General features: G+C 61.4%; 26 protein-coding genes and 2 pseudogenes. 9 read left to right on the top strand and 19 right to left on the bottom strand.

What is annotated here, in order from left to right:
- The coding region (gene ligD / locus NKI08_RS33075; protein ID WP_352775493.1) for a DNA ligase D at window positions 1–1452 on the bottom strand (1452 nt) is incomplete at its 3' end.
- Between the two features lie 384 nt (window positions 1453–1836).
- On the opposite strand from ligD, the gene NKI08_RS33070 reads away from it, so the two are divergent.
- Window positions 1837–2004, top strand: coding sequence for a hypothetical protein (locus tag NKI08_RS33070; protein WP_352502857.1), 168 nt, complete (start codon window positions 1837–1839; stop codon window positions 2002–2004).
- Between the two features lie 97 nt (window positions 2005–2101).
- Here NKI08_RS33070 and NKI08_RS33065 read toward each other — a convergent pair whose 3' ends face one another.
- The 5 genes from NKI08_RS33065 to NKI08_RS33040 form a co-directional block, all read right to left on the bottom strand.
- Window positions 2102–2314, bottom strand: a complete 213-nt coding sequence (locus NKI08_RS33065) for a hypothetical protein (protein ID WP_352775490.1) — start codon at window positions 2312–2314, stop codon at window positions 2102–2104.
- Window positions 2307–2594, bottom strand: a complete 288-nt coding sequence (locus NKI08_RS33060; protein WP_352775488.1) for a PilZ domain-containing protein — start codon at window positions 2592–2594, stop codon at window positions 2307–2309. The genes NKI08_RS33065 and NKI08_RS33060 overlap by 8 nt, the downstream gene beginning before the upstream one ends.
- A 628-nt stretch (window positions 2595–3222) precedes the next feature.
- The gene (locus tag NKI08_RS34825; protein ID WP_502898563.1) at window positions 3223–3627 is read right to left on the bottom strand and encodes a TadE/TadG family type IV pilus assembly protein; all 405 of its coding nucleotides are present in this window, start codon (window positions 3625–3627) and stop codon (window positions 3223–3225) included.
- Entirely contained in the window at window positions 3617–4036 is a 420-nt protein-coding gene (locus NKI08_RS33045) for a TadE/TadG family type IV pilus assembly protein (protein ID WP_352474371.1), read from the bottom strand. Before NKI08_RS33045 ends, NKI08_RS34825 begins: the two co-directional genes overlap by 11 nt.
- A 26-nt stretch (window positions 4037–4062) precedes the next feature.
- On the bottom strand, window positions 4063–5298 hold the full coding sequence (locus tag NKI08_RS33040) for a pilus assembly protein TadG-related protein (protein ID WP_352775485.1): 1236 nt from the start codon (window positions 5296–5298) through the stop codon (window positions 4063–4065).
- A gap of 603 nt (window positions 5299–5901) precedes the next feature.
- Here NKI08_RS33040 and NKI08_RS33035 point away from each other — a divergent pair.
- The 3 genes from NKI08_RS33035 (at window position 5902) to NKI08_RS33025 (ending at window position 7188) form a co-directional block, all read left to right on the top strand.
- On the top strand, window positions 5902–6147 hold the full coding sequence (locus NKI08_RS33035; protein ID WP_352502773.1) for a type II toxin-antitoxin system VapB family antitoxin: 246 nt from the start codon (window positions 5902–5904) through the stop codon (window positions 6145–6147).
- A complete protein-coding gene (locus NKI08_RS33030) occupies window positions 6147–6575 on the top strand; it encodes a type II toxin-antitoxin system VapC family toxin (protein ID WP_352775482.1) in 429 nt (142 codons plus the stop codon). The genes NKI08_RS33035 and NKI08_RS33030 overlap by 1 nt, the downstream gene beginning before the upstream one ends.
- 76 nt (window positions 6576–6651) lie before the next feature.
- Window positions 6652–7188: a GAF domain-containing sensor histidine kinase gene (locus tag NKI08_RS33025; RefSeq protein ID WP_352775481.1), complete on the top strand. Its 537-nt coding sequence runs from the start codon at window positions 6652–6654 to the stop codon at window positions 7186–7188.
- 64 nt (window positions 7189–7252) lie between these two features.
- Here the strand turns inward: NKI08_RS33025 and NKI08_RS33020 are convergent, their stop codons facing one another.
- The 8 genes and pseudogenes from NKI08_RS33020 to NKI08_RS32985 form a co-directional block, all read right to left on the bottom strand.
- Entirely contained in the window at window positions 7253–7588 is a 336-nt protein-coding gene (locus tag NKI08_RS33020) for a hypothetical protein (protein ID WP_352474892.1), read from the bottom strand.
- A 132-nt stretch (window positions 7589–7720) separates the two neighbouring features.
- Window positions 7721–8836: an ABC transporter substrate-binding protein gene (locus NKI08_RS33015; RefSeq protein WP_352771271.1), complete on the bottom strand. Its 1116-nt coding sequence runs from the start codon at window positions 8834–8836 to the stop codon at window positions 7721–7723.
- Window positions 8837–8909: 73 nt separating this feature from the next.
- Entirely contained in the window at window positions 8910–9845 is a 936-nt protein-coding gene (locus NKI08_RS33010; RefSeq protein WP_352775477.1) for an SMP-30/gluconolactonase/LRE family protein, read from the bottom strand.
- Between the two features lie 29 nt (window positions 9846–9874).
- Window positions 9875–10930 carry an ABC transporter permease gene (locus NKI08_RS33005; RefSeq protein WP_352775475.1) on the bottom strand — a complete coding sequence of 352 codons (1056 nt, stop codon included), beginning with the start codon at window positions 10928–10930 and terminating at the stop codon, window positions 9875–9877.
- Between the two features lie 19 nt (window positions 10931–10949).
- The gene (locus tag NKI08_RS33000) at window positions 10950–12491 is read right to left on the bottom strand and encodes a sugar ABC transporter ATP-binding protein (RefSeq protein WP_502899698.1); all 1542 of its coding nucleotides are present in this window, start codon (window positions 12489–12491) and stop codon (window positions 10950–10952) included.
- Window positions 12492–12528: 37 nt separating this feature from the next.
- Window positions 12529–13413, bottom strand: a complete 885-nt coding sequence (locus NKI08_RS32995) for an NAD(P)-dependent oxidoreductase (RefSeq protein WP_352775501.1) — start codon at window positions 13411–13413, stop codon at window positions 12529–12531.
- Between the two features lie 36 nt (window positions 13414–13449).
- A pseudogene (locus tag NKI08_RS32990) lies at window positions 13450–13986 on the bottom strand (gluconokinase); the annotation flags it as partial.
- Window positions 13955–14692, bottom strand: coding sequence for an SDR family oxidoreductase (locus tag NKI08_RS32985; RefSeq protein WP_352771297.1), 738 nt, complete (start codon window positions 14690–14692; stop codon window positions 13955–13957). The pseudogene NKI08_RS32990 and the gene NKI08_RS32985, both read right to left, overlap by 32 nt.
- Before the next feature lie 172 nt (window positions 14693–14864).
- Between NKI08_RS32985 and NKI08_RS32980 the strand changes: the two genes are divergently transcribed.
- Both NKI08_RS32980 and NKI08_RS32975 read left to right on the top strand, forming a co-directional pair.
- A complete protein-coding gene (locus NKI08_RS32980) occupies window positions 14865–15785 on the top strand; it encodes a 2-hydroxyacid dehydrogenase (protein ID WP_352775498.1) in 921 nt (306 codons plus the stop codon).
- Between the two features lie 14 nt (window positions 15786–15799).
- On the top strand, window positions 15800–16831 hold the full coding sequence (locus tag NKI08_RS32975) for an L-idonate 5-dehydrogenase (protein ID WP_352775471.1): 1032 nt from the start codon (window positions 15800–15802) through the stop codon (window positions 16829–16831).
- A 40-nt stretch (window positions 16832–16871) separates the two neighbouring features.
- Here NKI08_RS32975 and NKI08_RS32970 read toward each other — a convergent pair whose 3' ends face one another.
- From NKI08_RS32970 to NKI08_RS32950, 5 genes and pseudogenes are all read right to left on the bottom strand, one after another.
- Window positions 16872–17186 (bottom strand): heme-binding protein, encoded by a 315-nt coding sequence (locus NKI08_RS32970; RefSeq protein ID WP_352775468.1) that lies wholly within the window; start codon window positions 17184–17186, stop codon window positions 16872–16874.
- 141 nt (window positions 17187–17327) lie between these two features.
- A complete protein-coding gene (locus NKI08_RS32965) occupies window positions 17328–18371 on the bottom strand; it encodes a LacI family DNA-binding transcriptional regulator (RefSeq protein WP_352775465.1) in 1044 nt (347 codons plus the stop codon).
- A gap of 596 nt (window positions 18372–18967) precedes the next feature.
- A pseudogene (locus tag NKI08_RS32960) lies at window positions 18968–19099 on the bottom strand (DNA-binding response regulator); the annotation flags it as partial.
- Window positions 19096–19449, bottom strand: coding sequence for an ATP-binding protein (locus tag NKI08_RS32955; protein WP_352775496.1), 354 nt, complete (start codon window positions 19447–19449; stop codon window positions 19096–19098). The pseudogene NKI08_RS32960 and the gene NKI08_RS32955, both read right to left, overlap by 4 nt.
- A gap of 221 nt (window positions 19450–19670) precedes the next feature.
- Complete coding sequence (locus tag NKI08_RS32950) at window positions 19671–19847, bottom strand: histidine kinase dimerization/phospho-acceptor domain-containing protein (protein ID WP_352775463.1); 177 nt, start codon at window positions 19845–19847, stop codon at window positions 19671–19673.
- A gap of 671 nt (window positions 19848–20518) precedes the next feature.
- On the opposite strand from NKI08_RS32950, the gene NKI08_RS32945 reads away from it, so the two are divergent.
- From NKI08_RS32945 to NKI08_RS32935, 3 genes are all read left to right on the top strand, one after another.
- Window positions 20519–20821, top strand: coding sequence for a BrnT family toxin (locus NKI08_RS32945; protein WP_352474884.1), 303 nt, complete (start codon window positions 20519–20521; stop codon window positions 20819–20821).
- Window positions 20805–21077: a BrnA antitoxin family protein gene (locus NKI08_RS32940; protein ID WP_352474883.1), complete on the top strand. Its 273-nt coding sequence runs from the start codon at window positions 20805–20807 to the stop codon at window positions 21075–21077. Before NKI08_RS32945 ends, NKI08_RS32940 begins: the two co-directional genes overlap by 17 nt.
- Window positions 21078–21218: 141 nt before the next feature.
- Window positions 21219–21563 (top strand): ATPase domain-containing protein, encoded by a 345-nt coding sequence (locus NKI08_RS32935; RefSeq protein WP_352775459.1) that lies wholly within the window; start codon window positions 21219–21221, stop codon window positions 21561–21563.
- Window positions 21564–21663: the final 100 nt, after the last annotated feature.

Genomic DNA, 21663 nt, shown 5'->3' with positions numbered 1-21663 from the left:
CTTGCCGCCCGTCACCTTCGGCCAGCTCTGCAGACCTTCCGCTTCCATGATGTCGCGGAGCGTTAGCGCGGTCTCGATCACTTCATCCCACTCGACCCCCTCGCCCGGATCAAGGTCCAGAACAACCCGGTCGGCATGTTCGATGTCGTCAACAGTAGCGTTCCAGGGATGCAGCTCTACCGCGTCCATCTCGACCAGCCCCAGCAAGCCGGCAAGGTCGTCCACCCACACGCGCACACCTTCGCCACCCTCGCGCTTTTGAACGCGCAACTGATGCACTGCTGCGGGGATCTTCGGCAGCGCGCCCTTGTGGTAGAAGGTTGCCCCGAGAGCATGGCGGACCAGCTTCAGCGGTCGGTGGCCGAGATGGACGAGTGCGTAATCGGCAACCCTCTGCCAGTAGCGCGCAAGCTCTTCCTTGGAGGGCGAGACCGCGTCGGGCAGCAGTTGCAGGATGTTCTCGCTGGGAACGCCATGTTCCTGGGCTGGTCCACGTCGCTTTGATGGCGCCGGAGGCTTGGCCGGGATCGCCACGAGGTCTTCTCGCAGACCCTTGAATACTGCCTCGCGCAATACGCCGCGATCAGTGACGCCGCTGAACTGTACCTCGGCCAGCACCTCTGGTCTGACCCACGTCGCCTTCGGCTTCACGATGGGCTCTGACAGAGGCGACTTGCTGATGATCAGCGGGTCGAGCCGCTCTCGAACCAGTTGAGCAACGCTCAAGGTGTAGCCGCTGCGGGCCTTCCCGGCATAGAGCAGTCGGTCGCCCTCGCGGCGACCGATGTAGAGGGATGCGATGCGGCGCGGGTGAGCGCCCAGCTTCTCGACAAATGCCACGATGGGGAAAGTGTCGCTCTTGATGCACTTCACCTTGAGCCAACTGGTCTGGATCCCTGAGCGGTAGGTGGCATCGGTGCGCTTGGAGACGATGCCCTCCAACCCCATACGGCAGGCATGTTCAAACACGTCCGTGCCGCCCAACTCCAGATGTTCGGCGTAGGTCAATGTCGGGGCTGAGTTCTTCAGCAGCTTCTCTAGGGCTGCCTTACGCCTTACCAGCGGCTGCTGCCGCAGATCGCGCCCGTTGAGGTGCAGCAGGTCGAATGCGTAGAAGATGAGCCTCGGCGAGTCTGGGTTGCCCAACTCCCGTTCCAACGCTTGGTAGTCCGGCAGGCCAGTGTCGCCGAGAACGACAGCCTCCCCGTCGATGATCGCCGCCTTCACCGGCAAGCCCGCCGCCGCTTGAACAATTCGTCGGTATCGGTGCGACCAGTCGTAGCCACGGCGCGTGAAGGCTCGCGCTTTGCCGCCCTCAATGATCAGTTCGGTGCGGTAGCCATCGTACTTGATCTCATGAAGCCATTCGCTGTCCTCAGGCGCGTTCTCGACCAGCGTGGGCGACTGAAACTCAATGAAAGAGAGCCGACCATCCCCAGTTTTGGAACTCATCGCACACTCCTGACCTCCACCCCAACTTTGGTGCCGCTGAATAGGTTCCGGAAGAGAGCTGGCCGAGGAGTAGGGTCCCGAGCCGGTTTACCCGATCCTTGCTCGAACCGGGCGTGGTTGAGGGAACTCTTAGTTAAGCCATCTCTTATCTACGAATGTCGCTTGCGCTGGCATTGCCTATCAATGCAACAACGTCGAAGGTCTTGTTGGTGTTTACGAGCCCGGCCCGGGACCGCGCCCGCGGCCTGCCAACTGATCGGCCGTTGGCGGACGCGACGACCTGCGCGAGCGCCCTTGTACTCGTCGGCGGATGGACGACCGCTCTTTTCATCACCGATGCCGTCACGCTCGAGGATGTCAGGGCAACTGACGACGTCGACCTAATTGTCGATCTACTTCGATGCAAGGCTTTCCGGCACGCCCGGCGCGAAATGGATTGCCGAGTACGGGGCAGGCGCCAGCATTGTGCTGGTCAATCGCGTGATGGCCGACATGGCCGCGGCGGCCGTGGCGGGGCCTGGCCTCGCGGTGCTGGCCCGCATCATAGGATAGCGACCCGGGGTTGCGGCGGTTGACCGGGAAATTCTGGGGCGGCAGAGCCTCTCGGTCGTCTACCGCCGCGAGCCCGCGCTGGCGAGTTCGGTTCCAATCATTGTCCGTTCCCGATGAACGTGATGCGGCGACATTTTGGCGCGATGCCGCGCTGAGCGGTCAGAACCTGAAGGTCGACGAGACAATCGACGGCTTGTGTGAGTTGAGCCTTTGCCGATGGCAGTACGGCGGCTTCCTTTGCTGTGTTGAAGGTCAGTGCCAACTGTTGCTGCCGGTAGTGCTCGGCTGGTGCAACGAGAACTTCAGCCATAGTGAAGGCGCGGTTTGGGCACTGTTTCGGTGAACTGCACACCGACACGGTCGTTCCTGCGCCAGCGCAACACAGACCGATAGGCAACGCCATCGGTCGGCACGTAGAGAAGGAAATGCTCCGGCACCAGGGCTTCGACCGGCACCTTGAGTTCGGCTCCGCCGACGTTCTGGTGTCGAATGGTGCAGGTGATTTCGGAGTTGTTGATGCCGTTAATGATCGCGGCACCCTTCAGGACGCGCTGTCTCCGTTCGCGGCGGTTGTCGCCTTCTTCAACCATTGTGACCTCCGTTAGGCACCCCACTTGTATATCAGAACCGCCCACGCGCGAGCCGGATTGAATCGCGGAGCGTTGTTACCCGCTCGAGCTGCGATCGCTGTCCAGTCGGGTCAAAAAGGGTTTCCATATGCCTCGGCCCCTTGCCTCGGCCTGGATACAGCGCCCTGTCAGGATTCTTGAGCTGCCCTTCCGGGTAGCCGATGGGTCCGCCCGGAAGGGGGTGCCAACGTCCGCCTTCAGACGTTGCGCCAAGTTCTTCGTCGCCAGGCCGGTGCCGACCGCCGTCAAGCGATAGCGCCCGCTGTGCATGGACTTTCCGCTGGCGAGATCGTGAGCGAGCGCGGAGCCGGCGGCCGGGATTATCTTCGTCAGGGAGTCTCTGCCGTCGGTCCGCGCTGTGCAGCACGCGGGCGATGGCGTTAGGCAGGGAATAGCGGCCGAGGTGAGGGACGGCAAGCCGCGCATTGCCGGGGCAAAGGCCGTGATCATACATGCCGTCCCCGATCTAGGATGAAGGCCCGCGCCGAAGCCTACGTTCTGGCTGGTGGCGGTGAAGCAGACCTGAACGCAAGCAAAGAAGAACAAGCCGATCACTGCGCATGTTGCGTAAGGAGACTATTGGGTGCGCTCATGACGCAACCAACGGAACTGTGACAGTTGTCGCATAATTTATCGAGTATCGGTCGAAGTACGGAAACTCGATCGCGAACGCATATTTGGCGGTCAGATGGGCCATTCGAAAGCCGCCGCTGGGGGCGTCGATTGCTATTGTTACGTCGACGTCGGTTAATCCCAAACTCAGCAATTTTGCCGTGGCGATCGCTTTTATCTCGGCTTCGGTCAGCGAATTCTTCATTTGCAGCGCTCGTGAGGAGGTTTCCAGAGTATAGCGAACACTTGACATGGCATTCAGAGCCCAGCCGAATGCGAAGATGCCGATCAAAAGCATTATCAGAATAGGCGCGATCAGCGCGAACTCCAGTGCGGCTCCGCCTGATGCCCCACGTATGAAGGCTCTCCCTTTAGCGAACACGTATCACCTGTTTGTGGCTGAGCTCGCGCGAGAGGGAAAACTCGCCGAAACTGAAGGGCGGCGACCAGGTGGCCGTCGCCTGTATTTCAACGAAAACCGCGGAAGCTTTCAAACTGTCGCACAGCACAGATGGATCGACCACGGTGATCCCGCACATATGTTTCCGGCTCAGCGTCACCTGCGCGTCATCGGGATGATTTTCCCAGCTCGAAAGGGCGACGGTCTGGGTAGCCGCGTCGTCGGCTGCCCCTTGCATCACGAGATTGGCCGCCGTTTTCACGCCCGCACGCATCGACAACGCGCTTGATACAAAAGACCAGCCGTCAATGATGGCAAGAAGTACCAGGCAAAGGATCGGCACAACCAGCGCAAACTCCACCGAGGCAATACCCGAATCGCTCCCGAACATTCGGGCTGGTAATCGTGCCACGAAGATTACTCGACAAGCTTTATCGATTGCGTGGCCGGAATGTCTCGCATTCCAAGGCTCGTGCAATCCTGATTGACGTTCGCATTGCCGGACCACTGCACGGAACTGGCGACGACCTGAGTGCAACCACCTTTGCCCGAGAAATTGCCGAGGTAATTGACATCCTGTGTTGGAAAATACAAAGCGCCGGTCAAAAGCGAATCTGCCGTGCCATTAAACGTGTTCGATCCCGTCCGGTTAGCTTTGTCGCCGTAAAACAGCACCCCCGAATAGGTGCCTAACGTCGGTGCGCTGAGCTTGACAGTGGCCGTGCCGTTCATGCTGACGCCCGCGCTGCCGGCCAGATAGATGATGACTCCCTCGCCTGAAATATTTGCATTCGAGTTCGCTTTGAAATCTCCTCCCTGAATGACGTATACCCCGGCCGAGAGCGTCACATTGCCGCTCAAGCTGAGCCCCCTGCAGTATGTTCCAGGTTGCAACGTCGACTGGTTGCTGTTTTGACAGGGGTTCGTGGCCGGTGGCGCCGGCAAGTCGGCAAAAGGATCGGCAGCGGGCAACGCCTGGGTTATCGGGCTGGCGCAGACGGTCGTCACGGGGTTGCTCAACGAAACACCGCCTGCCGATATTAGGCAATCGACCTGAAGGCTTGCCGATCCCTGAAGCTTGATGGCGTCCGCGGCTATCGAATTCGACATTACGACGCAGCCGGTCAGTTTGAGGTTGGAACTGCCGGAAAACAGCGCCGCTTTCGAAGCGGAAGGATCGAGCGCCGTAAGGCAGGCCTTTGAAGCAGCCGTGATAAGAGCCACCGCTCTTGCCCGTGCGCCGACCGGGTTTTGCGTGAATATCGATGTAAAAAACCGATCGAGGTTCTGATGGACGATGACCTCGACGGCCTTTTGGGCGACATTCGGGCCAGAGGACGGGGGCGTGAAGATTTCAATTGTGCCTGCTGACGGGTCCCAGCCGTTCGTCGTCGCTGACAGTGTCGCGGCGGAGACAATCGTTGGCTTGTCAGATCCCGAAACCTTTTCCAAAGCGCCAGCATAGGCCGCCGCATCCGCCACCGCCTGTAATTTCAGGCTGCTAAAATACCAGTAGGAGGTCTCGATACCGAGACCCGCTGCGCCGACGACAATCGGCAACGACAGGGCAAAAATAGTAGCAACGTTGCCGCTCTCGCCTGTTTGTCGCTGACGGCTAACAAACCGCCTCAAGATACGGCCACCCCATTCCATGGAAGTATTAAAGCCGGGATGAATGAAGGAACGGCTAAGGATTTCACTCCATTTTACCGGTACGCTCCTTGGGCGGCCGGCACGAGCTCCGGGGCAACTGCTCGACAACGCGGGCCTCTGCTATTGATGGTAATGCAGATTTGCATTTCTAATCGTGCGGATCAGTTGGAGCTGCGATCGAGCATCAGGCCGAGCCACTCGTCGCGACTTAGGTCGCCAGCACTGTCCTGCTCGGCAAGCTCCCGCAGGCGGCCGCCATGCCGGCGAACCCGAGGGCATGCATCTGATCAAGTGTTGGCTTTTCAGCATTCTTTCTTCCTTTCCTTCACTGGTCATAGTTACTGCCGCGGATGTTGGGATGCGCATGCGTCGGCGCACGTAGCGTCGATACGCCTTGGGCATGTGGGCGTTGACAGTGACATGGCCGGAGCGACGTGTTTCAGACGCCGAGCAATTCCAAGGACTGAGCACCAGAACCGACCCTCCCGACGGATTTTCGCGAGCTGGATTCCTCCCTCCCTCCTTATCAAAACCGCCGCTCGCGAATTCGCTGGCGAGTATATCTCCGATATGATATACATATATCACTCAGAGGATATACAAATGCCGCTCTTCATTCGCGATCCCGACGTCGATGCCATGGCCGTCGAGCTGCAGCAGATTACCAAGGCGCGCAGCAAGACCGAGGCGGTCAGAACCGCTTTGCGCCATGAGATCGAGCGCAACCGCGGCAGCGTCCCGCTGCGCGAGAGACTTGCCAAAGTCAAGGAAATGGCGCGGCGGATCGGGCCAGCCAACCCTGATTTCGATATGAAGAAATTCACCGACGAAATGTGGGGCGACGACTAATGTTCGTCGATGCCTCGGTGATCGTTGCCATCCTGAACGAGGAACCTGGCGCGGAAGAACTGGAAAAGCGGCTCGCGGCCGCGACCAAGCCGCTGTATATCTCCCCGCTCGTCCGGTTCGAGGCAGTCCAGGGACTCGCGCGAGCGTCGGCCGAAGCCATCAAAAAGAACGCCAAGCCCACGGCCAACATGCTGGCGCAAGCCCGTGATACCGTCGACGCCTTTTTGATCGAGATCGCCGGCAAGGAAATCACGATATCCGGCGACATCGGCGACCGGGCGATCGAAGCCAGCATGAAATACGGCAAAGCAGTCGGGCACAAAGCCGATCTCAATTTCGGCGATTGTTTTGTCTACGCCTGCGCGAAGGCTCACCGGCTTGCCCTGCTTTACAAGGGCAATGACTTTTCACAAACTGATCTGGCGTAAGGCTTTCCTGGCCTTGTATCGCGGCGCGAGAGCCGATGGGCCCCTTTTGCATGCTTTGGGCGAATCGTCGTCTTTCATGGCTAAACGCAACAAGATCGTAGGTGCACTGGTCGTCAGGCGCCACAAGCCAGGTGCCTTCTATGAGCAAGTTGTCCATCTGCTGGAGACCTTCGCAGCCCAATCGGTGCTCGCGATCCAGAATGCCAAGCTGTTCCGCGAGATCGAGGAGAAAGGCCGGGAGCTGGAGGCAGCTAGCCGCCACAAGTCCCAGTTCCTCGCGAATATGAGCCACGAGCTCAGGATACCGCTCAATTCAGTCTTGGGCTTCACAGAACTGCTGGTCGACGGCATCTACGGCGAACTCCCGGACAAGGCGAAGACGACCGTCGCGCGCGTGCAGGCAAACGGCCGCCACCTCCTCGGGCTCATCAACGACGTACTCGACCTTTCCAAGATCGAAGCCGGCCAGCTCACGCTGGCGATCGAGGACTACTCCGTCGCGCAGATTGTTCGATTGACCGTTACGGCTGTCGAGCCGCTGGCACGAGCGAAAAGGCGGCGAGTTCTGGCGGCCCTGGGGACTGGTCCACCGCCGACGCGTGAACCCGTCTAAGATGCCGTTGGTGTCCAGTTTTGGACGTGCGTCGGCGATGTCGTGTGAAGCTTTTTTGATCATCCTATCGAGCGGTTGGAAACTCGTTGGCCTCGAAAACATGGTGATGCACACGGCCGGTGAACATCTTGAGCAGCTCTCCGGTCACATCGCGGCTCTGAAAGCGAACGTCGGAATGCAGCGCCTTGTTGCAGGCGTCCATGTCGGGATAACGGATGGCGAGCGCCATGGCATAGACGGGGGCGCCCTCATCCCGTGCCGTGCCATCCAGAACGCGCACCTCCTCGGCTCCAGGGAATTGCGTCCACAACGGCACTAGCCTTTCCCTGACAAAGCGCCGGAATTCGCTCTCGCGTCCGGGGTGGATTTCGCCTTCGAACAGGGCGTAGCGAATGATCATGGCGAGGGTTTCCTGATTTTCTGCGCTTGGGATGGCCGCCGGCCGGCAAGGGCAGGTCGCGGTGCAATCCGTGGATTTGTCGTGCGAATGAGATGCGGGCGCATCGCGTATTGCGCCCGCATCGCCGGGCTCCTACTTGCCCCAGATCTTCTTGTATGCGTCGCGGTAGCCATTGCCGGGGTCGAATGCGTTATTCGGCCCACCGTCGAACTCGACATTGTCGGCCGTCACCACATGCAGCGGCGACAGATAGCCCGACCATTTTTCGCCAGCGATGGCGCGGTTCAGCTCGTCGACCAATTGCCAGCCCTGCAAGTTGAGCGGTTCGGCGACGGTCACCTTCTGGAACTGACCGGCGCGAATGCGCTGATAGGCCGATTCCGAACCGTCGCCGGCGGCGACATTGATCGGCGCGTCGGTACCGGCTTTGCCGGCGGCGGCAAGTGAGGGTCCCATGAAGTCGAAATAGAGATCGTTGATCGCCAGCGAATGCGTCCAGGCATCGCCGTATTTCTGCAGCAGCGAAGTGGTCAGCTGCGGCATGCGCTGCGAAGTCTCGGCGATCGGCGTGTCGACATATTCGAGCACCCTGCCGCCCAGCCGCTCGATCTCCGCCTTCATCTTGTCGGCTTTGGCGATGGCGATGGCATAGGTCGAATCGGTGAAGATGACGACGCCGGGCTTGCCCTTGGCATCGGCGTAGGCCCAGTCGGCCGCGGCCGTGGAGACTTGCATGGCATCCGTCGACACGTTGGCGAACACGCCGCTTTTCTCGTCGGGCCCGATCACCGGTCCGGCATGCCAGGAGACCAACGGGATACCTGCGGCCTTGGCCTGTTCCAGCGCCGGCGCCTGCTCGACCGCGTCAAAACCGTTGATGACGATCCCATTCGGCTTCAACGCCATGGCTTGGCCGAAGGCAGCGGTGCGGCCGCCGATCGAGCCGGCGCCGTCAATCACCTTGACGTCCCAGCCGATCGCCTTGGCTGCTTCCTCGACGCCGTTGGTGACGCCCAGGATGCCGCCGTTCTTGAGGTCGCCGGCGAGCACGACGATCGTCTTGCCTTGCTGCGCCTTCGGACCGGTGGTCGGGCCATCCCAGGCCGTGACCTTCTGCGCATATTTCTGGACCACCGCCATGGCGTCGGCTGTGGCGTCCGCCCGTGCCTGGCCGGCGAACAGGACAGGAGCAGCGATTGTCATGGCCATCAAGGCGACGGATGATTTCAGGAATGTTCTGCGTTGCATGTTGGTACCTCCCTTGGTTTCAAGAAATTGCATGGTCTTTCAAACTCGGCTTTCGATTGGAGTTGGCGACATGTCACCGGCTGATGTCGCCCGCCACCGGACCAACACCGGCCGGATGTGCGTTGACGTAGATGGCGTAAAGGGATGTCTGCGCAGTGATGTAGAGGCGGTTGCGCTTGGGACCGCCGAAACAGACATTGGAAACGAGCTCGGGAACCAGGATACGGCCGATCAGGGTTCCGTCCGGTGCATGGACGCGCACCGAGTCGGCGCTGGAGGCCCAGATGTTGCCGTCGCGATCGACGCGAAAACCATCGAAGAGGCCAGCCCCGCACTCGGCGAAGATGCCGCCTGCAAGCGCCGAGCGGCCATCGGCGGCAAGGTCATAGGCCTTGATCGCGCGCGGCAGGCCGGGCACATGGCTGGCGCCGCTGTCCGAGACATAGAGGATCGTCTCGTCGGGCGAAAAAGCCAGGCCGTTCGGCTGCACCATGTCGGTGACAACGGCGCTCACCTCGCCCGAAAGCTCGTCGAACCGGTAGACATGGGAGCCGCCGATCTCCGCTCTGGCGATCTTGCCCTCGTAGTGGCTTTCGATGCCGTAGACCGGGTCGGTGAACCAGATCGTACCGTCGGATTTGACCACCACGTCATTGGGTGAATTGAACCGCTTGCCTGCAACGGTTTCGACAAGCGTCTGCCAACGCCCGTCATGCTCGAGCCGGGAGACACGGCGCCCGCCATGCTCGCAAGCAACGACGCGGCCTTCGCGGTCGAGTGTGTGGCCGTTCTGGTAGTTACAACGGGCCTCGAAGATGCTGACGGAACCATCGCTTTCGTCGTAGCGCAGCAGCCGATCGTTCGGGATGTCCGACCACCGCAAATGCCTTGCGGCGGGGACATACACCGGTCCTTCCGCCCAACGGCTACCGGTCCATAGCCGTTCGAGCTTGGCATGCCCGATCATCAGCTTGCCGAACCGATCGTCGAGAACCTCGTAGTCGTTCATTCCATGATCCACGGGTTTGGCTCGATTTGTCACTTCGAGGGCTGCGCGACGGTCTTGGTCCTGTTTCTTTGCGCTGCGCCGCGCTTGCGCTGGGCGTAGCCGGCAATGCCTATGGCGACGAGCAGCGTGACGCCGTTGAACAATGGCTCGACGAAGAACGAGCCGCCGAACTGCTGGATGCCGGAAATGCCGACCGCCAGGATGATGACGCCCGTCATCGTGCCCCAGACGTTGACTCGTCCAGGCTTGATCGTGGTCGAGCCGAGAAAGGCGCCGACGAGAGCCGGCAGCAGATACTCCAGTCCGACGCTGGCTTGGCCAATGCGAAGCTTGGAGGCGAGCAACACGCCTGTCAGCGCCGTCAGGAAGCCCGAGGAGATGAACGCCCCAATGACGAAGCGGCGCACCGGAATGCCATTGAGAGCAGCCGCCTTCGGGTTGGCGCCGATGGCATAAACGTAGCGGCCGATCGGCAGATATTCGAGGATGATCCACAGTGCGACGGCGATGCCAAGCACGTAGAGGCCGGTGATCGGCAGCCCGAACACCATCGTGCCGTTGAGCGCGTAGAAGCCGTTGGGCAACACGCCGACAACCTGCCGGCCGCCAGTGTGCCAAAGCGCCAAGGAATAGAGCACGGTGCCGGTGCCCAGCGTGGCGATGAAAGAGTCGATGCGGGCGACTTCGACCAGCAGGCCGTTGAGGAAGCCGGTCGCGGCGCCGAGAAGCAGCACTATCATCACTGCCAGCGGCCACGGAATGCCGAACATGGTCTGCAGACTGATGGCCAGGATGTGCCACAGCACAATGCCGTAGCCGACGGTGAGGTCGATGCGTCCCGACGCCATCGGGATCATCGCCGCCAGCGACAACAGCGCAATAATCGCCTTGTCGGAGATGATCGAGCGCAGGTTAAGCAGCGTCGGGAACGTGTTCGGCAGCAGGATCGAAAACAACAGGATCAGCAACACCGTCAGGATAACCAGCCCGTAGACCGGCAGCAGCCGGATAACCTTCTGCGCCATGGACAAATCAGCCATCTCGCCGCGGGTCGGTTCGAGGGCGCTGGATTCGATCGATTGCATGAGTTCGCTCCCAGAAAGATCAGGCGGCTTCGGAAGCCGATGCCGCGGTGATCACGGCGGATGTGGTGAGGTCTTTGCCGGTGAGTTCGCGAACGATCTGTCCTCGCGAAAACACCAAAGCGCGGTGGCAGATGTGGGCAATCTCCTCGAAATCGGTCGACACCACGACGACGGCGAGGCCGGCTTCAAGCGCGCGGCCGATCAGCCGGTAGACCTCAGCCTTGGCGCCGACATCGACGCCGGCCGTCGGATCCTCGGCGATCAGCAACGTACGCCCGGTGTGCAGCCAGCGCCCGACGACCACCTTTTGCTGGTTCCCACCCGACAGCGCCTCTATCGGCAGGTTCGGATCGTTGGGGCGCAGCCCGACGGAACTGCCGATCGCCTGCGCCAGCGCAGCCTCCTTGTGAGGCGCAAGGAAGGAAAACAGGCCGCGCTTGCCGGCGCCGGGATTGAGGAAACTGTTCTCACGGATCGACAAGGATCCAGCGATTGATTCTTCGGTCCTGTCACGCGCGATCAGGCCGATGCCGGACGACATCGCCGCGATCGGGCTGGACAGGTCCGGCACAGCCCCGCGGATCGTCACCGTGCCGGAAGAGCCCTGGCAGCCAAACAGCGCCCGGCCAACCAGTTCCTGCCCGGCGCCGCGCAGGCCGACCAGGCCGAGCAACTCACCCTTGCGCACGTCGAAAGACACCGGGCCGGCACCGGCGCAGACAAGGTCGCGGACAGCACAGATCGTCTCGCCGGCCTGCGTTTGAGCCTTGCTGAAAACCTGGCTGACCGGACGGCCGACGATCATCTCGACCAGTTCGTCCGGTTTTGTGTCGGCGACCTTCTTCTCGCCGACCAGCCTGCCGTCGCGCAGCACGGCGACGCGATCGGCGATGCGGAAAATTTCATCCAGGCGATGCGAGACATAGATCATGCCGACGCCGCGCTGCTTGAGCGGACGGATGGCGTCGAACAGCCGCTCGACCTCGTCGGCGGGAAGGCTGGCGGTCGGCTCGTCGAGCACCAGCACATCGGCCTCGGTAGCCAAGGCGCGAGCGATGGCAACCAGCGACTTTTCTGTACGGGTCAGATCCTGGACCCGTGTCGTCGGGTCGAAGTCACAGCCGACCAGCTTGAGAGCCTCATGCGCCCTCGCCTCGGTCGATCGCCAGTCGATGAGCCCGGAGCGAAGCGAAAAGCCTTGGGCGAGGCCGACATTCTCGCCGACCGTCATCCATTCGATAAGACCGAGATCCTGGTGAATGAAGGCGACGGGCTGGCGCTGGTTCGGCCGCGGCGGGCGATGATGGTAGGGCTCGCCGCGAAACAGGATTTGGCCGCCATCCGGCCGATAGATGCCGGCGAGCGTCTTGATCAGCGTCGACTTGCCGGCGCCATTCTCGCCGAGCAGCGCCAGAATCTCGCCCTTGTGCAGATCAAGCGTCACGTCGGAGAGCGCGCGGGTGCCGCCGAACTCCTTCGTAATTGACTTGAACTCGATCAGTTTTTGCTCGGTCACAATGCGTTCCTCCCGAGATCGCCCAAACGATGTTATCGATAACATTTCTAGGCGTCAAGCATCAAAGAATAAGGCCAACGGATCAGCTGGTGTTGCCGTCGAGCAGACGCATCATCTCGGCCGAGTCGTTCGGCCCCAATCCTGCCGCGCAGAGCAGGCGATGGATCTCGACCACCTGCCCGGTCATCGGCATCGGCGTCTTGGTTTTCAGCGCGAAGGCCTGCAGCGAATCCAGATCCTTCAGCATGTTGTCGATGCGGCCGGTGGCTGAAAAATCCCGGGCAGCGAATTTTGCCATGAACTCCTGCATGATGCTGGAGTCGGCCCGCCCGCCCTTGAGTGCAGCGGGGATTGCCTTCGGGTCTACGCCGCCGGCTTCGGCAAGCTTCACGGCTTCGGCGACAGCCTGGAACAGTACGGCGCAGAACAGCTGGTTGATCAGCTTTGTCGTCTGCCCTGCCCCACTCGGCCCCATCAGTGTGTAGTTGGTGCAGAGATGCCGCATCACCGCGCGCGCCTGTTCGAAGTCTTCAGCCTCGCCACCCGCCATGACTGTCAGCCTGCCGGCCAGCGCGCCGGGAACGCCGCCCGAAAGCGGGCAGTCGAGCCATTTCATGCCGGTCTCGGCAGACAGCTTCCCGGCCATCTGCGCGGTGTCGACAGGATCGATCGAAGACATGTCGATCAGCAGCTTTTCCGACGACGCCGCAGCAGCGACACCACCATCGCCAAACACCACCGAACGCACGATATTGGCATGGTTGAGACTGAGGACGATGAAGCTGCTCGCCCGCGTTGCTTCCGCCGCCGACGCGGCGGCAGCCGCACCCTTGGCGGTCAGGGCGGCGACCTTGGCCTTGTCCAGATCGAATACCGTTACGGCTTGCCCAGTCTCGATCAGGCGGGTGGCGATCGCCGACCCCATGATGCCGGCACCGACAACGGCGACTTTTGCTGGTTGCGTCATTTCAACGTGCCTTTTTCCTTGATCCTGGCAGGGTCGACCCAAGTGCACCAGACCCTGCGACACTCTATCGGCAATCGTGTCGACAGGCGCGTCGATGTCCACTGTGACCACCAGCGGCTCGTCACCTGGATGCTCCAGTGTGGCGAACTGGCTGTCGAGCAGCGCTGGCGGAAAGAAGTGGCTGCGGCGCTCGGCAAGCCTGGCTTGCAGCACCGCACGTGAACCGTCCAAAAATACGAAAAGCACCGGCCCGATAGCACCATGGCGAAGGCGATCGCGATAGGATTTCTTCAGCGCCGAGCAACTCGCGACGAGCCCGCGTCCTTGCTCATGTGCATGGCGCAAGGCTGCGCCCAACAGGTCCAGCCAAGGCCAACGATCCTCGTCGGTAAGCGGTATGCCCGCCGACATTTTCTCGACATTGCCGCGCGGGTGCAGCGCGTCGCCTTCGACAAAAGCGAGCCCTAGACGAGCCGCGATCGCGATGCCAATGCTGGTCTTGCCGCAGCCGCTGACACCCATCACGACGATGGACCAGGACTCAGAGGCAGGTTGTGATGCCGCCATCGACATAGAGCGTGTGTCCATTGACAAAGGATGAGGCCGGTCCAGCCAGAAAGATCGCCGCGCCGACCAGTTCGCCGACGTCGCCCCAACGACCCGCCGGTGTGCGGTTGGTCAGCCAGGCTGAAAACTCGGGATTGTCGACCAGCGCCTGGTTGAGCGGCGTCTTGAAGTAACCCGGCGCAATGGAATTGATCTGCAAGCCATGCTTCGCCCAATCGGCACACATGCCGCGCGTCAGGTTGCGCACAGCGCCTTTTGTGGCCGTATAGGGCGCGATGTTCGTCCGTGCCAGTTCGCTTTGCACCGAGGCGATATTGATGATCTTGCCGCGCCGCCGCGGGATCATGTGCCGCGCCACCGCTTGTCCCACGAAGAACACGCTGGAGATGTTGGTGCGCAAGAGTTCCTCCCATTTGTCGGCGGGGAAATCCTCGAGCGGCATTCGGAACTGCATGCCGGCATTGTTGATAAGGATATCGATGGCGCCGATCGTCGCCTCGATCTCCGCGACGCCGTTCGCCACCGCAGCATGATCGGTGACGTCGAAGACGGCGCTATGGACCTTGTGCCCCTTCGCTGTCAGTGCATCCGCAGCTGTTTTGACCTTTTCGGCGCTGCGTCCGTTGAGCACGATTTCGGCGCCGTGCTGCGCCAACCCCTCGGCCAGCGCCAGGCCGATCCCCTGTCCCGAGCCGGTGACCAGCGCCCGCATGCCGGTCAAATCGAACAATGAACTGCCCAAATGCTCCTCCTGAGCAATGTTTCCTGAGCGGCCACGATTTGCAGCGCAGCGCCGCCAGTCCCTATTGACATGGATGTTATCGATAACATAGTCAATGGAAAAATAAATCCGCACAGGAGATGATGCCGTGACCGACATTTTGATGACAGGTCCCTATCCGGATTGGGACATGGCAGATCTTGAGGCGAAGTATCGCGTCCACAAACTTTGGCGGTCCGAGGACAAGGACGCGTTGCTCTCAAGCCACGCCGGCGCGATCCGCGCCATCGCTACGCGCGGCGAGCTTGGCGCAAGTGCTGCGCTGATGGGAAAGCTGCCGCAGCTCGAGATCGTTTCCTGCTACGGCGTGGGCACCGACGCCATCGACCTTGCCTATGCCAGGGCGAACGGCATTCGTGTCACCAATACACCTGATGTGCTCACCGAGGACGTAGCCGATATCGGGATGGGGCTGCTGCTCGCCGTGGCGCGAAAAATCCCGCAGGCCGACGTCTATGTGCGCGATGGGAGCTGGCGCAAGGGCAATATGGGGCTGGTCACGCGTGTCTGTGGAAAAAGGCTGGGCATTGTCGGCATGGGCCGCGTCGGTGCGGCGCTAGCGAAGCGCGCCGCTGCCTTCGACTGCACGATTTCTTATTTCGACACCCGCAAGCGTGACGATCTTCCTTATGCTTTTGTCGGCGATCTGCTCGAACTGGCGCGCGACAGCGAATTTCTGATCGTAACGCTCGCCGGCGGCGAAAGCACAAAACACATGATTAATGCGTCGATCCTGGCAGCGCTCGGAGCAGACGGTATCGTCATAAATATTTCGCGCGGCAGCACGATCGACGAGACCGCGTTGCTCGCGGCCCTGGAATCCAGTGCCATCAAGGGTGCCGGGCTCGACGTGTTCTGGAACGAGCCAACCATCGACGAGCGCTTCCTGAAGCTTACCAACATCGTGCTGCAACCGCACCACGCCAGCGGCACGGTGGAGACCCGCAAGGCCATGGGTCAGCTCGTTCGCGATAATCTCGCGGCCCATTTCGGTGGACAGACCTTGCTGACACCGGTCGTCTGAGAAGGGATCACATCATGAAGTCGATCGTCATCCACGCCGCAAAAGACCTGCGGATCGAGGAGACCGATCCGGGCTCCCCTGGCGCCGGACAGGTCGAGATCGCGGTCGAGGCTGGCGGCATCTGCGGCTCGGACCTGCATTATTACAACCATGGCGGCTTCGGCGCGATCCGCCTTCGTGAACCCATGATTCTTGGCCACGAGGTTGCGGGCACGGTGCGGGCCCTCGGCGACGGCATCTCCACACTTGCGGTCGGCGATCGCGTGGCGATCTCGCCCAGCCGGCCCTGCAATGCCTGTCGCTACTGCCTGCAAGGCATGCAGAACCAGTGCCTCAACATGCGCTTCTATGGCAGCGCCATGCCGATGCCGCACATACAGGGGGCGTTCCGCCAGCGCCTGGTCGCCGAGACGTGGCAGTGCCACAGAATAGCCGACCACATCTCCATTAACGAAGCCGCTTTTGCCGAGCCCTTCGCGGTGACGCTGCATGCCATGAACCGCGCCGGCTCGCTGCTCGGCAAGCGGGTTCTGGTCACCGGCTGCGGGCCGATCGGCGCGCTTTGCATCCTCGCCGCACGAGCCCACGGCGCGCGCGAGATAGTTGCAACCGATGTCATGGACGGCGTGCTGGCGAAGGCCCTGGAGATCGGTGCCGACCGTACGATCAATGTCGCGACAAACAGCGAAAAGCTCGCCGCCTATAATGTCGACAAGGGTAGTTTCGACATGATGTTCGAGGCCTCTGGCAATGAGCGCGCGGTACGTGCAGGGCTCGATGTCCTGAAGCCGCGCGGCGTGCTCGTGCAACTCGGTCTCGGCGGCGATCTGTCGATCCCGCAGAACCTCATCGTCGCCAAGGAGATCGAGATGCGGGGCACTTTCCGTTTCCACGAGGAGTTTGCGCTCGCCGTCGACCTGATCAATCGCCGCCGGGTGGATGTCAAACCGCTACTGACAGGCATCTATGCTCTCGACGAGGCGGTCGCGGCTTTCGACATCGCCGGTGACCGAAACAAATCCATGAAGGTTCAGATAGCGTTCTGAAGATCCTTCGGTTGCGCTGGAGGCGCATCGGCACATCGCATTAAATCACGTCGGCGCCAACCGCCGCCAAGGCGGCGTGTGCCACATCGAAATCCTGCTCGCCGGTTCCCGACCCGACGCCGATGCCGCCCGCAAGGCGTCTGCCGAAGCGGATCGGCAAGCCCCCGGGCAAATTGGTCACGTCGCCCTGCGATGCGATACCGGCTGAGAGCGCCACTTCGAACGCCATGCCGCCAGTAGCGGCGTTTATTGACGCCGCGGTGCACGCCTTCGCCTGCGCCGTACGCATGCTGAGGAACCGCGCGCCATCCATGCGCAGGCTGGCGAGGACTTCGCCGCTCGCATCGACGACCACGAGACATTGCGACGCCCGTCGTGACGGCGCGCGCTGCTCCGGCTGCAACGGCTTTCAAGGCACCGTCATGCGTGAGGGTGATGGTCTCGCGAAACATCGCTGCTGGGCTGCCCTTCGCTGCGTTTGAATCGATGCAGGAACTCAGGTGCTTTCGCGCTCGATGACGCGATAGCTTGTGAGGACGATTTCTTCGCCGTGTCGTTTCTCGTCGCCTCGGATCACCTGGATCAATCTGCGGGCGGCCTGTTGCCCGATGCCGTAGCAGTCGACATTCACGGTGGTGATGCCGGGATGGCAAAAGGCGGCTACCTCGTAGTCGCCGAAGCCGGCAATGGCGATGTCCTGCGGGATCCGCATGCCCCGGCGCTTGCATTCCATCAGTGCGCCGAAGGCCGAAAGGTCCGAAACGCAGAGTACGGCTTGCGTGTCCGGCCAGCGCTCCAGCATGCTGACGACGGCCTGGCCTCCCTGCTCGATGGATATCGGCGGCACGCCAAAGGAAACGAGGCGCCCGGTTGGCAGGCCGAGCTCCTCAATGGCTCTGACAAAGCCTTCGCGCCTTTGGCTGCCGCGCGTGTCGCGCGAGGTCGTGCCACCGATGTAACCGAATTTATTGTAGCCTTTTCTGGCCAGCGTCTTGACGAGAAGCCCCATCGCCTCTTCATTGGAGAATCCGACCACCTGATCGATGGGTTTCGCCGGCAACTCCCAGGTTTCGACTACAGGGATGCCCGCGTTTTTAAGAAGCCGGCGGGCGCGCTCCGTATGGGCGCCGCCGGTCAGAATGATGCCTTCGGGCCGCCGACGGAGCATCGCTTCGATCAGCTTTTCCTCCTTCTCGACCGTATAGTCGGTGTAGCCGAGCAGAAGCTGGAGTCCCGTGCTCTCCAGTTCATCCGTTATGCCGCGCGCCGTATCGGCGAAGTTGGAATTGTTGAGTGATGGAACCATCGCGGCAACAAATCCAGTCTTGCGCGAGGACAGGCTGCCGGCCGATTGGTCGAGCACGTAGCCGAGGTCGTTGACCGCGACCATGATCTTTTCCCGCGTGGCCTTGGAAACGAGGCTGCCCTCTTTCAGGGCGCGTGAAACCGTCATGGTGGACACACCTGCCCGCCGCGCCACGTCGACCATCGTCGGGGCGTGGCTCTCGCCCGGTCTCGATGAGGCGGCCTTGGCCATCATGCCGCTCCACCAGCCGGCAGCGATGTGCCTAAGCAAAACGCTGGACACTCGGGCACAAGCTCTCTGCGGCGTCCGGCATCGCTCATGAACCACCCGTTGGAATCAACTTCACGCAAGGCATGTTATCGATACCATGTCAAAAGACAACAGCCACATACGGCCCAAGCGTAAACATGGTCATGAGCACCGGTTTGGGCCGCGATCACACTTTGGCTCTACTGCCGACGACGATTGCCGAATGAGGTCCGCCCGACAGGACCGGATACCGTTTCTTCGATGCCTGCCGGGCGTGGGTGCGCCAGCTCTGTCAGCCAGCCCATAGCGAGCAAGTCGACGGTGTAGGCGACGGGATCAGGAGCAGCAGGGCAGGAACGCCCGCCATTGGGATGCCGGCACCACACGATAGACCGCCTTCATGTACTTGGCGCTCCCGAGCAGATAGATCGCCGGTCCGCCAGTGAGGATCAGGACTTAGGCTAGGCCGTCTTGAGCGGATCATGGGAATGCGCCAGCACCAGATCGTTGTCGACGGCGGCGGCGATGACCCCGCCGACCAGGATCCCGTGGGCATAACGAAGCCTATCTGCCGAATTGTCGGAGGTTAGAAACTCTTCCGCCGAGGAGAACGACTTCGCGTTGAAACCGAACGCTCTAAGCAGGTCTGGCAGGGACTCGCGCACGGATTCATCGTCGTCGACGACAGACACGAGTGGTTGCACAACTTTCATCGAATCCCCGCTGAACTCTGCGCATTGCCCATAGCCGATGCGCGCATGGTGCCGGCCTCGCGAAGCCCTTCCCCGAAGTACTCCGGGATGGAGAATGAGAACGTAGCACCCGGGCCACGGTTCCGTTCAGCCCACAGGCGTCCGTTATGGCTCTCTATGATGGTGCGGCTGACGGACAACCCGATCCCCATGCCCTCGCTCTTGGTTGTATAGAACGCCTCGAAGAGGCGGGCCGTTCCTTCCGGCCCGAAACCAACGCCGGCGTCCTGTACGGAGAGGTGCACGTGATCGTCTTCGTCCAATTCGGTTCTGATCACCAGCTGCCTCGGGCGGTCATCGACGCCGCTCATCGCATCGGAAGCGTTCCGCAGCAGGTTTATGATTACCTGTTGAAGCTGGACCCGGCCACCGCCGACCGGCGGAAGCCCGTCGGCGAACTCGGTGTGCAGCACCACCCGGTTTCGTTGAAGATCGCCGGACGACAGTGCAATCACCTCTCGCGCAGCCTCGTTCAGATCAATTGGTTCGATCGTCGGGGGCCGTTTGCTGAAAAGCGCGCGCAATCGTGCAATCACGTCCGCCGCACGATTGCCGTCGCGGATGGTGCGGCGCGCGGTTTCTTGCGCGCCTCGATGTTTGGCGGGTCGGCCGCCAGCATGCGAAGGCACGTGCTGGCATTGGTAATGATTCCTGAGAGCGGCTGATTGACCTCATGCGCGATCGAGGCCGTCATTGCGCCGAGGCTCATTACCCTCGTGAGGTGGGCGAGTTCCGACCTAAGTTTGTCGTGCGCCTGCGCCAACAGCCGGCTTTGTGTCACGTCCTGAACCGCGCCAACGCATCCAGTCGACCGGTGTCGTGCTTTATCACGCGGCCGAATACTCTGACGTGTTTAATCCTGCCATCAGCCATGAGAAGCCTGATGTCGTATTCGGGATTGTCCCGACCGGAGCGCACCCGACGGGCGGCTGCACGACGCCAACAGCCTTGATCGTCGCCAGCAGCAGGGGGCCTGCCGGCTGGACTTGGAACGGCGCGCCTTGTCGGGATTGTCCTTGAGCGAGCGCGGATCAACGAATTTCAGTTCCATGGGAATGCTCCTTGGAGGGTTGCAGACGCGGCCTTTCACCGGTCCTTTCTCGTCTTCCTTCCGAAGACATCCCCCTGCCCGCGGAGCGGGCGGGCCGGTGCAACTGCCTGGTGAGCATCCCTGCCCGGCAGGACAAGCGGGGCTTTCAGCCCTGCGCCGGACGACGCGGCCGGGATTGCGAGGCTGGCGGTTGAGCGTCAGCGCCACCGGTCTGGCCGATCAGCGAGGGGGTTTTCCTTGCCTCCATTTCCTCTCCCCCAAATCTGCTGGGCGGAGCGCTCACGCCTGACGGAGCTTGAAATCCGCGTATATTATGGCAATATACATCGATGATCGAATGGGAACGGATTGCCGGCTTCGACTGGGATGCGGGCAATGCCCGCAAGAGCATCGACAAGCACGACGTCAGCCAAGCCGAGGCGGAACAGGTGTTCTTCAACGAGCCGTTGCTGACCGTTCCCGACGCAAAGCACAGCGCCATCGAGCAACGAATTCATGCTCTGGGGCGCACCGATGATGGAAGGCTGCTGCACATCACCTTCACGCTTCGGGACAAGGACACCAAGATCCGGGTGATTTCCGCCCGGGATATGAGCCGCAAGGAGCGAGGCTACTATGACCAAGACAGCTAAGCCGGTTCCGACCTTTGCATCGGAGGCCGAGGAGCGCGCCTTCTGGGAGTCCAACGACTCCAGTGAGCATGTCGATTGGAGCAAGGCAGAGCGGGTCCGCCTGCCCAACCTCAAGCCGTCGTCGACCTCGATCTCGTTGCGGCTGCCCAATAGCCTGCTCGAACGGATCAAGGTCGCGGCGAACAAGCGCGACGTGCCCTATCAGTCCCTTATCAAGACCTGGCTGTCCGAGAAGATTGACGCCTCTCGAGGCTAAGGAGGCCGGCCTTAAGCCGCCTCTACCTCTCCCGGGTAACGAGCGGCAATGCCGATCTTGACAGGATGACGAGCGGGGGTTTCTTCCGCGACAGCGTTACGCTGGTCAGCGGCGCGACCGGCACCGGCAAGACGCTGACTGGTGACCAATTTCCTGGCCGGTGGCGTCGCGGCCGGCGAACGCTCCTTACTGGTTGGCTACGAAGAAAGCCGCGGTCAGCTCATTCGCAACGCGCGCAGTTGGGGTGTCGATTTCGAGACGATGGAAGCGGAAGGCGGGCTCAAGGTCGTCTGTCTCTATCCGGAGGCGCAAAGCCTTCCCGACCATCTGCTGATGATCCGTCAATTGGTCGAGGAATTCAAACCGGATCGGCTTGCCATCGACCGCCTTTCCGCGCTCGAACGCATTGCGCCGGAGACCGGCTTTCGCGAGTTCCTGATCAGCCTCACATCCTTCGTCCAGAACGGATTCAGGCGACCGCTTTAGCCTGAATATCTCAAGGTAAGGGGTGCATCGGCCCCAAGAATCTGAGAAACTGCTTTTGTAACAAAGAGTTATCAGATTCAGGAACGGGGTCCGATGCACA

The sequence above is a fragment of the Mesorhizobium sp. M0768 genome (genome assembly GCF_040320195.1).
Lineage (GTDB): Bacteria > Pseudomonadota > Alphaproteobacteria > Rhizobiales > Rhizobiaceae > Mesorhizobium.
This window is presented reverse-complemented; position numbering and strand designations above follow the sequence as displayed.